The following is an 11,930-nucleotide window of genomic DNA, read 5'->3' on the forward strand; positions in this document are numbered from 1 at the left end:
TGCTCCCCGGTCGGTTTCCTCGGAAGAAGTCGCTGCCGGGCTGGTCAGCGACCAGGTGCTCGATCACCCGATTCGCAGCGGACGTGCCTGCCGCCGCTGCGCGCCATACCGCTGAGCACCGCTCTGCCGCCCCGACCAGGCGGAGCCCCGTCCTTCGGCTGACAGAGCTGCCACACGTCTTTCAGACGAGGCCCACGCCGCCCCGAGGGCGGCGTGATGGCGGGGCGCCGCCCGGTCGGGCGCCGCCCACCTGGCGTCAGAGAAGGAGGCGCGACGGTGACGGTTTCGATGCGCGTGATGTCGGCCGGCGATGGCTACAAGTACCTGTTGAAATCCGTCGCCGCAGGCGACGCTGACCGGAGTCTCAGCACGCCGTTGACCCGCTACTACACCGCAGCGGGCACGCCTCCGGGGTTCTGGATGGGCTCGGGGCTGGGCCGTCTCGGCAACGGTGAGCTGGTCGAAGGCGCCCAGGTCTCAGAGGCCCAGCTACAGCTCTTGATCGGGATGGGCCACGACCCGATCACCGGCGAACCGCTGGGTCGCGCCTACCAGCAGTTCACCTCGGCTACCGAACGGGTCAAGCAGCGCGTCGACGCGCTCGATCCCGACCTGGGGCCGGTGACGCGGGCGCGCGAGGTCGCCATGATCGAGGCCGAGGAAGCCGAGCGAGGCACTCGCCGCGCGGTGGCCGGGTTCGACTTCACGTTCAGCGTTCCGAAGTCGGTCTCCGCGATCTGGGCGGTTGCGGATGCAGGCACGCAAGCATTGATCGCGGAGGCCCATCACGCGGCGGTTGCAGAGCTGGTTGCGTTCCTGGAACGCGAGGTTGCAGCAACCCGCGTGGGTGCAACCGGACCGGACGGAGCGGTTGCGCACGTCGATGTCGCAGGCGTCACCGCGGCCGCATTTGATCACTACGACAGCCGCTCCGGTGACCCCCAGCTCCACACGCATGTCGTGATCAGCAACAAGGTGCAGACGGTTCAGGACGGCCGCTGGCGGACCCTGGCCGGCCGGCCGATGCACTCCGCGGTCGTCGCCGTCTCCGAGCTCTACAACGCGGCCCTGGCCGACCAGGTGACTCGCACGCTCGGGCTGGGGTGGGAGGCACGGGAGCGGGGACGGGACCGGAACCCAGCATGGGAAATTGAGGGCGTGCCCGACGAGGTGGTGACCGAGTTCTCTACTCGCTCCCGGCACATCGAGGCCGAGAAGGACCGCCTCATTGCGGAGTACGTCGTCAAGCACGGCAGGCAACCCTCGGCGCGGACGGTGCTGAAACTCCGTGCGCAGGCAACCCTGATCACGAGGCCGGAGAAACAGGTCAAGTCGCTGGCCGACCTCACCCATGAATGGCGGCAGCGCGCCAACCGCATCCTCGGTCGAGATGCAACCAGATGGGCACGCACCTTCACCAGCGATGCAACTCCCCGCCGGGTACTGCGCGCCGACGACGTACCGCTAGACGTAGTGCAGGAAGTCGGGCAGACCGTGATGGAGACGGTTGGCGAGAAGCGTTCGACCTGGACCCGGTGGAACCTGCACGCCGAGGCCAGCAGGCAGTTGATGGGCTGGCGGTTCGCCAGCATCGAGGACCGCGAAGCGATCACCGGCCTCGTCGTGGACGCGGCCGAGCGTTCCTCGCTGCGCCTCACTCCACCGGAGCTGGCGACCAGCCCGCTCGAGTTCCGCCGCCCGGACGGCACCACCCGGTTCCGCCCCCGGCACTCGACACTGTTCTCATCCGAGGCGCTGCTGGCCGCCGAAGACCGCCTCCTTACCCGCGCGCAGGCGACGACCGCGCCCATGGTGCCCTTGGAGACGGTGGAACGGATCGCCCGCAAGCCCGACACGCGCGGCCGAGTGCTCGGCGAGGATCAAGCCGCAGCCGTGGCCGCGATTGCCGTCTCCGGCCGGGTCGTGGACGTGCTGGTCGGCCCGGCCGGAGCCGGGAAGACCACCGCCATGTCGGCATTGCGCCGTGCCTGGGAGAAGGAATACGGCACCGGGTCCGTGGTCGGCCTGGCTCCCTCGGCGGTCGCCGCCCAGGTCCTCGCCGACGATCTGGGGATCAGATGCGAGAACACGGCGAAGTGGTGGCAGAACCACCTCATGCACGGCACCACGTTCGAACCGGGTCAGCTCGTCATCATCGACGAAGCCTCCCTCGCCGGCACCGCGTCGCTGGACCGGATCACGCGCGAGGTCGAGAACGCCGGTGCAAAGGCCCTGCTGGTCGGAGACTGGGGCCAACTCCAATCGGTCGATGCCGGCGGAGCGTTCGAACTGCTCGTCCACTCCCGCGACGACGCCCCGGAGCTTCACGATTTGCACCGCTTCAGCCACGCCTGGGAGAAGACCACCTCGCTCCAGCTCCGCCACGGCCGCGCCGAAGCGGTCGACACGCTCATCGACCACGGGCGAATCACCGGCGGCGAGGCAGAGGCGATGATCGACGCCGCCTACACCGCCTGGCAGCGTGACCTCGCCACCGGGCGTGCGTCGATCCTCGTCGCCGAGACCCACGAGTCCGTCACCACGCTCAACGCCCGAGCACGGGCCGACCGGATCATCGACGGTGCCGTGAACCCGACCCGCGAGGTCGGTCTGCATGATGGCACGGCCGCGTCCGAAGGCGATCTGGTCATCACCCGACACAACGATCGCCGGCTTCGTAACGGTCAGACATGGGTCCGCAACGGCGCCCGCTGGATCGTCACCAACGTCCGTGACGACGGATCGGTGAGCATCCGCCCCGCCGCGCGCCGGTTCGGCGGCGGGATCGTCCTGCCCGCCGACTATGTGACCAAGCACCTGGACCTCGGTTACGCGATCACGGCGCACAGGGCGCAGGGCGTGACCACCGAGACCTCGCACGTTGTCGTCACCCCTTCGACCACGCGGGAGAACTTCTATGTCTCGATGACTCGCGGCGCGGAAGGCAACTACGCCTATGTCGCCGTCGACCGCGAGGATCAGGAGCACACTGAGCCGCACCCCGGCGACAACCCCAACGTCACCGCCCGCAGCGTCCTGTACGGCGTGCTCCAACACATCGGCGCCGAGATGTCGGCGCACGAGACGATCACTGCCGAGGAAGCACACTGGGGCTCGATCACTCAGCTTGCGGCCGAGTACGAGACGACCGCCCAAGCCGCCCAGCACGACCGCTGGGCCACACTGCTTGCCGCGTCCGGGCTCACGCCCGAGCAAGTCGGCGACGTGCTCGACTCCGACGCCTACGGTGCGCTCTCTGCCGAGTTGCGGCACGCCGAAGCCAACCACCACGACCTCGACGCCCTGCTCCCGAGACTCGTCGGCGCCCGCAGTCTGGACGACGCCGACGACATCGCCTCCGTCATCCACTCCCGCCTCGCACGCGCCACAGCGCGGCCGGCCGGGTCCGGCCGCACCCGCAAAACACCACGGCTGATCGCCGGACTGATCCCCGAAGCCGCCGGTCCGATGGCTGCCGAGATGCGCCACGCCCTGGACGAACGCCGCGACCTCATCGAGCAACGCGCCGACGCCGTACTCCACAGCGACCTTACCGACAACCAGCCTTGGACCGCGAAACTCGGCGGCGAACCCAAGGACGCGACGCGGCAGGAGGCGTGGAGACGTGCCGCGCGCACGGTCGCGGCCTACCGTGACCGCTACCAGATCACCGACGACCGCAGCCCGTTCGGCCCGGCGCCGCGGAGCACCAGCCAGAAGATCGACGCCGTACGAGCGCGCGCCGCTCTCAACCGCGCGCAATCCATCACTACAGGCGAAAGTGTGATGCACGGAGTACCGACGACTGTCCGGTCTGGTCCGGAGCTGCGTCTATGAGCACGGGCGTCGCTGGCGCGCCCCACGCTGTCGGTGGCGGCCGATACGGTCAAGACATGACCGACACGCACAGGGTGCGCCCGTATGGCTCGGCGCGTGACCTTCCATCTGTCAAAGAGATGGAGCAGCAGATGGCTGCGTTCAGGGTGCTCGGCTTCTTGCTTCCCAAAGATCAGCGGCAGCAGTTGAAAGACTTGGAACGTGAGCACAAGCGAATTACGGGGATCGTCGACGCCTTCTACGGGCTTCTTGGCGAGAGGAACTGGGTCTTCACTGGTGACCTCAACCTGCCCGCGGTGGAGTACGTTGTCAGCGCCGAAGACCCGATGACGGCTGAAAAGCGCCTTATCGAGTACTACAAGACCACCGAATGGATCGAGTTTCCGCTCCGCCGCCTGCACCGCTTCGACGCGATGCGCTCACGCATCCCGCTGCTACAAAACGCGCTGCACGACTACGAAGCCGGACGCTACTACAGCACGATTCTTGTGCTGCTGTCCGTGATGGACGGCTTCGTGAACGATCTCGACACCGCGACTCGGCAGGGTCTGCATGCCCGCCCAGAAGAAGACATGGTGGCGTGGGACAGTGTGGCCGGGCACCATCTGGGCCTAAGCCACGCGCATCAGTCCTTCACCAAAGGCTTCTACAAGACCGACACGAGGGAAGTGACCGAACTCTTCCGTAATGGCATCATGCACGGCACACTTGTCAACTTTGACAACGATGTCGTCGCCACAAAGGCCTGGAACCGCCTCTTCGCGGTGGCCGATTGGGCAGACGCACGTGAACGCCAGGCAAAACCGGTCGAGCCGACGCCTACGTTGCGTGCATCGATCGGCCGTTGGAGAGACATCCAAGACCAGAAGGTCAAGATCGAAGAATGGCAGCCCTACCAATACGAACCGGGTGCATCGACCGACCAGGCGTCCGAAGTCGCCGCGACATGCGCGGACTTCCTTGAAAGATGGCAAAGGAGGCAGTGGGGACCCGCAGGCGCCCACTTCATGGAACTCGGCAGCACACGATCCTCAGTCGGCAGGCTCGCGGTCGAGGCCAAGGACCTTTACCAAGGGCTCAGCCTCGCGACGTGGACGATCCTTCGCGTGCGCCACGTCGCAGCCGCCGTCGCCCACACCGACGTAGAACTCGTCGTGGATGGCAGCACCTATCGAACCGACCTACGTTGGGTTCGCGTTGATGATGCGGGAAGTACCGCAACCGAATGGGAGCCTGGCCGGTGGGTGCTTTCGATGTACGGCCCCTCCCACTTCTTGAAGCCTGAAACGATCGTTACGCACTTGGTCTCGACTCAAGAATCGGTGGCCAGCGAGGGTGCGGTCTCAGCGTTTGACACCGGGGTCGAGAGGACAGAACCCATTACTGACCCCGACCCGTCGGACGGCCCCGTCGCCTGAGCGAGTTCGCCATGTCGTCGCGGCGTCGGTTGCGTCGCGGTCAGATCGATCGTCCCGGCGCGCCTGGTTCGGAGCGGTGGCGACCGAACTCCTGTCCCAGCTCGGCCCGAACCGCCCTGCGCTTGGATGTACCTTCGGTATCGAGCAGAGCGATCACGTCGCTGGGCTGGGTGACAAGAGATGCGAAGCGCTGCTTGATGAGTTCGTTCGGCCCGGTGCTGGCGGCGCTGGTCGCCGGGCCGGGGACCGCTCCTACGCCTCTACCCAGCTCGCGTGCGGTGAACACGGTGGTCATCGACCCGGACCGCGCGCCCGCCTCGGGGATCACGGTCGCGCCCGACAGGGCCGCCATCAGCCGGTTTCGCGCGATGAATCTGTGCCTGGTCGGCGCAGTTCCCGGCGGCAGCTCACTGACCAGCAGCCCGATATCCCCGATCTGACGCAGCAGGTCGCTGTGACCGGCCGGGTAGGGACGGTCCAGACCGCCCGCGAGGACCGCGATCGTCTGCCCACCGGCCGCGAGTACGGCGCGGTGCGCGGCTCCCTCGATCCCGTAGGCGCCGCCGGCGACGACGATGCGTTCTTCGTCGGCCATCCCCATGGCCAGATCGCCGGTGACATGGTCCCCGTATGGCGTTGAGGCGCGAGAGCCGGTGATCGTGACGCGATCGCTCAGCGCCGTCGTCAGGAACGAGGTCGCCCCGCGCGTCCACAACAGGTACGGAGCGCGGTCACCCAGGTCGTCCAGACCGGCGGGCCATTCCTTGTCCGCCGGGATGAGAGTGCCGAACTCTCCGCCTTGCGTCTCGGCCACTCGGCCGGGGAAGTCGGGTGTGATCCGAGCGGCGAGGCGTTCGCGCCAAATCAGCGCGTCGGCGCGGGCGAGGCCGGGTGCCGGGTCGTCGGACTCGATCAGCCGCAGCGTCTCGATCCCGCCGAGATGTGCGAGGACGCGCCCGGTGGCAGCGTCGTTCGGCTCGGCGATCATCGACAACGCCGCCCGCGCCGCCCGCTCACCCTGCATCTGCTCGGCCAGTGTCGCCATGATCGGTGTCCTCTCGCTCCAAGGTCACCGACGAGGTACACGCCCGCGCACCGACGACGGGTTCCCTCTGTCAGGGGACAGCCGTAAAGTGGACGACGAGGCAGGTTCTCTAGCTACGCGGGTCCTACGGGACAGCCCCTCTGAGGGCACTCGGTTCATAGCCGCCTTCACGACGGAACACCGTCGCGCTATGACGAGGAAGAGAGACCCGCAATGCTCCGCACATCCGTGGCGCTCAGCGCACGAGGCTACGGCGTACTCCGCTACGCACCCACCAACCTGCTCATCAACGCCATCCGCACCCGCCGTGGCCTCAAGTGGGGCATCCCCGCCATGGTGCTGGCCGCGGTCTACTTCTATGCCGCCGCGATCTGCACCACGATCGTCAACGACGGCGGTCCCGGCTGGCTGTACCTGCTGGTCCTGCTGTTCGTCTGGAACGCCTTCAAGTTCCTCTGGATCGGACCAGTCAGCTTCCTACTCATGGTCAGGTCGAACCACTTAGGCGCGGAGAGCGCATGCCTGAACCACGAGCGACGCTGGCGCGTCTCCGGGCATGGCGGGCCTCTTCGTGACAACCTAGACAGAGGCAGGAGCCGGAGGTAAGCACCGACAGGAGGACCTGATGCGGCGCGTGAGAGTTGGTCGGCGCGATGTCGGCGTTTCAGAGGTGCTTTCGTCTTATTGGCACTTCGCGGCTGAACGGCAGCACGTGTATCACGCGAGGTTACGTGGCGAACCTGGTCCGTGGACCGATGACGCAGTCCTCTCGAAGTATCGCTTCACTAACGCCTACCGTGCCGCTGACCGCGTGTCACAAGATTTGATACGTATCTCATACGAGGGTCCTCAGGACCCCGAGAACCTCGTCTTGCGCGTTCTGCTATTTCGCTTCTTTAACAAGCCGTCGACCTGGGACGCGCTGGAATCTAGATTCGGTCAGATCACGACATCGACTTTCGACGTCAACGCCTACAGCAAGGTTCTGGACGCAAAGATTGCTAGCGGCGACAGAGTTTATTCTGCGGCGTATATCGTTCCACCCCCGCCGTTCGGCGCGGTTCGGAAGCACCGCAACCATCTGCTATTGGCCGAGCATATGATGCGCTCCGGGGTTGCCGCGCAAATCGAGCATGCTAGGTCTCTGAGCCAGGTCTTTGAGACGATTTCGACTTTTCCTTCACTCGGTCCCTTCCTCTCTTATCAACTGGCGATCGACCTCAACTACACCTCGGTGATCGACTTTGATGAGAACGACTTTGTCGTGCCTGGGCCGGGCGCACGCAGTGGTATCGCGAAGTGTTTCCCGCAACTCAATGGCGTTTCTCCGGAAGACGTCATCCGCTGGATGGTCGACACGCAAGAGGCACAGTTCGAAGAACAAGGCATCGAGTTTGACGATCTGTTCGGTAGGGCTTTGACGCTCATCGACTGCCAGAACCTGTTCTGCGAAACCGACAAGTACGCGCGCGTGATGCACCCCAATGTGCGCGGAGTCGGAAGCCGTAACAGAATCAAGCAGCAGTTCGCACCACAAGGCCCTCCGGCAACGCCATACTTTCCGCCAAAATGGGGCATCAACCAGCGGGTGTCGGGCCGTTCAAGCACGCTCGCATCAGCTATTTAGGCCGTCGGGCTCAGTGCCGCAACTGTTGAGGTCGTTGAAGATACTCGCGCGCGGCGGTAGCAAGTCTGCCATCCCCAAGTACAGCTAGCTTCTCGTCTAGGGCCACGGATTCGACTCCACTTTGCGCGGACCAATATAGATCGATCATTCGAATGTAGGCAAGCAGGAGCGGGTCGGTGAGGTTGCAGTCGAGCGCCGAGAGGTCTTGGCCGGAGCGAATGCCGGCCTCCAGTCGCATCCACTCGGCCCACGCCGCGGGCGCGTCCTCCCAGTCTGTGTCGAACTGCAACTGCTCTGTCGCGCCGGATGCCGCCCGGCTCGGTTGACTGGCCAGAAGTCGTGAAGCCCGGTCGAAGTGGCGCTCGTAGAGATGTAGGGAAGAGCTAAAGAAGACCAGTCGCCCAGGCATACATTGGAGCCACCGCGACATCACTTCAAGCAGTAGTGTCCACTCGAAGGCGTTGATGCCTGAGAATCCCCACCATATGTCAGTGCTGCGGGCGGCCACGTGGAGGTCGAGACGCCCATCCCTCATGATGAAGTGAAGCCAGTTGTTGCATGGGATATCTCGGCTCTCGACGAAGTCGCGACCCGGATCGTAAATACTGGCGACGGCACGACGGGAGAGTGGGTCTTTCCGGAGAATCTTCACGATCTCCGCGAGTTGATCCACGCCGTTCCAATTTCGGAGCCGCGGACCGTATCCAGCGCGCCATGTCAGGCCGTCATCCGAGAAGTCGACCGCGCGCTCTAGATAGGCGCTGAGAAAGCTCAAGTCGTTTCGGCCCGCCAACACCCACATGCTCTCCGCTATCGAGGCAAAAACATTGTTGTTTCGGTGGGGGAGCACAACGTAGCGAGACCGAATGTCAGACACCTCGATGAGTCGCGCCCGCAGCTCCCTGGTCCGCTCTCCGCGGACCTCAACAGCGTCTCCAGAGTCGACAACGGCATGCAACTCGGCGAAGAACGCCTGCTCCACATCTCGATATGCAGCCACCGCGCTTCATCGATTCTCAACTCGGGCAGCAAGTCCGCGATTCAGAAGCGTCTCAGTCACAAACGAGTGTGTCTCTTCTTCGTTCGCTATCGGGACGACAACCGCGGACTCAGCATGTTCTTCCAAGAGCGCTCGATAGCCGTCCTGCACGCCTGGAGCGTTGTTCGGGTCGAGGTGGTGGGGTTCGAGGAAAACGAACACGATAGACGGCTTGATTGGTGACCAGATCGTGTCGATGAGTTCCTTGAAGCTCGACTCAGGGAGTCCTGACTGCTTCACTGACCCGCCGTACCAGCCGTAAGCGAGGGTGGACCACCACCAACGATCCAGGATCAAAGATCGCGTCTCCGCAGCTCGCTTGAGATCGGGCACCGACTCCGCATGGCACGCGAGGTGCGCTAGTTGCTGGGCGAGGCCTGACGTGGGTTTCTCGTCAGGGGTCTTGCCCTCCAGCGCTCTGTACACACGCTCGGTGAACGTAGTGAAGCCGCTTGGCATGTGAGCGAACACTGTGGACTCCGCGTCGAGCGAACCACGGAGGCGGTTCAACTGTGTCGACTTACCAGTCTGATCGAGGCCCTCGAACACGATGACCGCCCCGCGGCGGATGATGAGATCAGTCGTGACCATCACCAGCTCCTTCGCTCCGCCCAGCGTGGCTCCCGGGATGTGTCAGAGGTCACCCCTAACATCAAGCTATGCGACAGAACCGGGATCACGAGGGAGGCGCAGCGGCGCGTCGCCTTGGCGACCCGTGGCGCGAGCTCCCCGATAGTGGCCGCGGCTACCTGTCCGTCTACTTCTCCGAGCCCCTCGCACGATGGCCAGTTCGCGAGATCACCCGACGTGCGGATAACAAGAGCGACCCAAACATCGAGACCGGAACGTACGGCCTGTTCTCCACCTGCGAGCCGTCCATGCGAAACCGGATCGTTCTCGATGGCGCGGCCACCATCTTCTTCCTCACGACACGCAAGCCGCACCAGGGGAGAGTGATCTCCGGGTACTACAACGTTGGCTGGTACACGGAAGGCACCCAGGGTGCGGTCAACCGTGACTATGCCCTCGCTGCCGAAAAGATGCACTTCATAGACCCCATCCTCGCGAGCGATCTGGCAGAGCCGTTGGCAGCGATCTGTTCTACGCAGTTCCGTACGATGAAACCGATCGACGTTGAGACTGTGGCGGCTCTTCGCCGGATATGCGACGAGCGCCCTGACCGCACGGCCGAGTACTTAGGAGAAGTCGAACGAGTCGAAGCGTTCGCGCGTGCTCGATCGGGCTACGCGTATCCGTCGTGGGGGCGGGAGGCTGGATTCAGCTGGGCAGACGCTCCCGAGTACTACCAGACAGACGCTGAGCTCTCGAAGGTGCCCAACAGTTCCAGGAACCGCAAGTGGCGATGCCGAGAGTGCGGATATGTCATTGAGAGCGGCGCACTGCTTAAGAAGTGTCCGTTGTGCAAGCAGATGGCGACGCTCGCTCCCGCCGAGGAGGGCGCATGACCCGTCGAGTTTTTATCAGTTACCAGCATGCCGATCAGATGAAAGCCCGTGGCTTGAACCTGATGACATACAACAAGAACGTCAACGTTGACTTCACGGGGCGGCACCTTCTCGACCCGGTGAAGAGCCAGGACGCGGACTACATCAGCCGAAAGATCAAGGAACGGATCAAAGGGTCATCGGCGACAATCGTGCTCATCGGGAAGGAGACCTCCCAAAGTGAGTGGGTCGAGAAAGAGATCCAGTGGAGTAAGGAACAGGGAAAGGGCATCATTGGCATCCGTATCGATCCCGACGCCCCAGTCCCCGAAGGGTTGACAGAGTACGGCGCTGAGATTCTCGACTGGAACACTCCAGCAGATGTCAATCAGTTTGACGATGCCATAGAGCGAGCGATCGCAGCGACGAGCCGCGGCAGGTCGATGCCCACTAACACGATGAGCACGTGCACGCGATGAGCAGTCACAGCAACTCCCGCAGGCCAGCGAAAATCAAGTTGCCCGTTATCCACGATGCGGCAAGCGAAGCGTCAGGGCGCGGACAAACAGCGTACGTCCGGCTAAGCGCCTCCCGGCTAGTTGCGCTTCTAGTCGCAACGCTCGCCGCGGCACTGGGCATCGCCATCGGAAGTTTCGACTTTTCTGGCCTCGTAGTACTTCTCGCGTTCGTGGCAGCCGCACTAGCCGAGTTAGCTTTGATCCGATTTCAGCCAGAACGCGACTGGTACGCAGGACGCGCGGTCGCCGAGTCCACCAAGACACTCGCATGGCGGTTCGCCGTCCAGGGAGAGCCTTTCGGCCCGACTCTCACTGAACAAGAAGCTGAGGCACTGCTTCGAACCCGAGTCAGCGAGGTCTTGCAGCGTGGTAAGGACCGAATCAACGTTGGTCCCGGCGATGCGGTGCTCACAGAGAGCATGCTTGATCTCCGTCGGTCTCCATTCTCCGAGCGCAGGGACGCTTACCTCGAACAAAGGACAGAAGAACAGCGCGCCTGGTACTCGTCCAACGCCCGGAAAAACGAGGTCCGTGCTACGGCGTGGCGTTATGCGCTTCTGCTTGGTGAGTTGCTGGCAATCGTAGCTGCGGCTCTTTCTCTAGGTCGCGATGAGCCGTTCGACTTCGCCGGTATCGTCGCTGCGTTCGTTGCAGGAGGAGCCGCCTGGCTGGCGATCAAGCAACACTCCCAACTGACCTCCGCGTACCGGGTGGCAGCAGGTGAACTGGCCGTTCAAGCAGATGTTCTCCGTGGAGTGAGTGCTGAGGACTGGCCGCAGGCGGTGGCGGATGCTGAGGAAGCGATCAGTCGGGAGCACACAATGTGGCTGGCTACCCGCGGCGAGGAGCCGTTGCCGCCTGGTCAAGTCCCGGGTAGTGGTGTAGCGCGATCCTTCGTTGTGTTGGCTTAGGCGCTGAGTTCGAGGGCGGGTTGGTCGGTCACCTCGTTTCCTGTCTGGGGGACGAGGCTCAAGCGGCTCTTGGCGAGGATCTCGAGTCCG

At 64.0% G+C, this 11,930-nt stretch carries 10 protein-coding genes; 7 read left to right on the plus strand and 3 right to left on the minus strand.

Features of this window, described 5'->3' with window-relative positions; translation table 11 throughout:
- Window positions 1–288: 288 nt before the first annotated feature.
- Together mobF and QZ258_RS10475 are read left to right on the plus strand one after the other, a co-directional pair.
- Window positions 289–3,837, plus strand: coding sequence for a MobF family relaxase (mobF, locus tag QZ258_RS10470; protein WP_294181311.1), 3,549 nt, complete (start codon window positions 289–291; stop codon window positions 3,835–3,837).
- 56 nt (window positions 3,838–3,893) lie between these two features.
- Window positions 3,894–5,255, plus strand: a complete 1,362-nt coding sequence (locus QZ258_RS10475) for a hypothetical protein (RefSeq protein ID WP_294181293.1) — start codon at window positions 3,894–3,896, stop codon at window positions 5,253–5,255.
- A 40-nt stretch (window positions 5,256–5,295) separates the two neighbouring features.
- On the opposite strand, the gene QZ258_RS10480 is transcribed toward QZ258_RS10475, so the two are convergent.
- Window positions 5,296–6,300, minus strand: a complete 1,005-nt coding sequence (locus QZ258_RS10480) for a DNA-processing protein DprA (RefSeq protein ID WP_294181294.1) — start codon at window positions 6,298–6,300, stop codon at window positions 5,296–5,298.
- Window positions 6,301–6,513: 213 nt separating this feature from the next.
- Between QZ258_RS10480 and QZ258_RS10485 the strand changes: the two genes are divergently transcribed.
- A complete protein-coding gene (locus QZ258_RS10485) occupies window positions 6,514–6,906 on the plus strand; it encodes a sulfate permease (RefSeq protein WP_294181295.1) in 393 nt (130 codons plus the stop codon).
- Window positions 6,907–6,925: 19 nt separating this feature from the next.
- The gene (locus QZ258_RS10490; protein ID WP_294181296.1) at window positions 6,926–7,927 is read left to right on the plus strand and encodes a nucleotide kinase domain-containing protein; all 1,002 of its coding nucleotides are present in this window, start codon (window positions 6,926–6,928) and stop codon (window positions 7,925–7,927) included.
- A 10-nt stretch (window positions 7,928–7,937) separates the two neighbouring features.
- Here QZ258_RS10490 and QZ258_RS10495 read toward each other — a convergent pair whose 3' ends face one another.
- Window positions 7,938–8,927 carry a thymidylate synthase gene (locus tag QZ258_RS10495; RefSeq protein WP_294181297.1) on the minus strand — a complete coding sequence of 330 codons (990 nt, stop codon included), beginning with the start codon at window positions 8,925–8,927 and terminating at the stop codon, window positions 7,938–7,940.
- A gap of 6 nt (window positions 8,928–8,933) precedes the next feature.
- Entirely contained in the window at window positions 8,934–9,557 is a 624-nt protein-coding gene (locus tag QZ258_RS10500) for a hypothetical protein (protein ID WP_294181299.1), read from the minus strand.
- 68 nt (window positions 9,558–9,625) lie between these two features.
- Here QZ258_RS10500 and QZ258_RS10505 point away from each other — a divergent pair, with 68 nt between their 5' ends.
- Genes QZ258_RS10505 through QZ258_RS10515 form a run of 3 tightly spaced genes read left to right on the plus strand, consistent with a single transcriptional unit; the run spans window position 9,626 to window position 11,840 of the window.
- The gene (locus QZ258_RS10505) at window positions 9,626–10,432 is read left to right on the plus strand and encodes a rubredoxin-like domain-containing protein (protein WP_294181301.1); all 807 of its coding nucleotides are present in this window, start codon (window positions 9,626–9,628) and stop codon (window positions 10,430–10,432) included.
- Window positions 10,429–10,890: a TIR domain-containing protein gene (locus QZ258_RS10510; protein WP_158680919.1), complete on the plus strand. Its 462-nt coding sequence runs from the start codon at window positions 10,429–10,431 to the stop codon at window positions 10,888–10,890. Before QZ258_RS10505 ends, QZ258_RS10510 begins: the two co-directional genes overlap by 4 nt.
- On the plus strand, window positions 10,887–11,840 hold the full coding sequence (locus QZ258_RS10515; RefSeq protein WP_294181313.1) for a DUF4231 domain-containing protein: 954 nt from the start codon (window positions 10,887–10,889) through the stop codon (window positions 11,838–11,840). Before QZ258_RS10510 ends, QZ258_RS10515 begins: the two co-directional genes overlap by 4 nt.
- The last annotated feature ends 90 nt before the right edge of the window (window positions 11,841–11,930 follow it).

The organism is uncultured Schumannella sp. (assembly GCF_905479755.1).
GTDB lineage: Bacteria > Actinomycetota > Actinomycetes > Actinomycetales > Microbacteriaceae > DCRR01.

Bases quoted from the DNA above. Each gene is read 5' to 3' on its own strand.
- mobF (WP_294181311.1), top strand. From the start codon at position 289: ATGCGCGTGATGTCGGCCGGCGATGGCTACAAGTACCTGTTGAAATCC.
- QZ258_RS10475 (WP_294181293.1), top strand. From the start codon at position 3,894: ATGACCGACACGCACAGGGTGCGCCCGTATGGCTCGGCGCGTGACCTT.
- QZ258_RS10480 (WP_294181294.1), bottom strand. From the start codon at position 6,300: ATGGCGACACTGGCCGAGCAGATGCAGGGTGAGCGGGCGGCGCGGGCG.
- QZ258_RS10485 (WP_294181295.1), top strand. From the start codon at position 6,514: ATGCTCCGCACATCCGTGGCGCTCAGCGCACGAGGCTACGGCGTACTC.
- QZ258_RS10490 (WP_294181296.1), top strand. From the start codon at position 6,926: ATGCGGCGCGTGAGAGTTGGTCGGCGCGATGTCGGCGTTTCAGAGGTG.
- QZ258_RS10500 (WP_294181299.1), bottom strand. From the start codon at position 9,557: ATGGTCACGACTGATCTCATCATCCGCCGCGGGGCGGTCATCGTGTTC.
- QZ258_RS10505 (WP_294181301.1), top strand. From the start codon at position 9,626: ATGCGACAGAACCGGGATCACGAGGGAGGCGCAGCGGCGCGTCGCCTT.
- QZ258_RS10510 (WP_158680919.1), top strand. From the start codon at position 10,429: ATGACCCGTCGAGTTTTTATCAGTTACCAGCATGCCGATCAGATGAAA.
- QZ258_RS10515 (WP_294181313.1), top strand. From the start codon at position 10,887: ATGAGCAGTCACAGCAACTCCCGCAGGCCAGCGAAAATCAAGTTGCCC.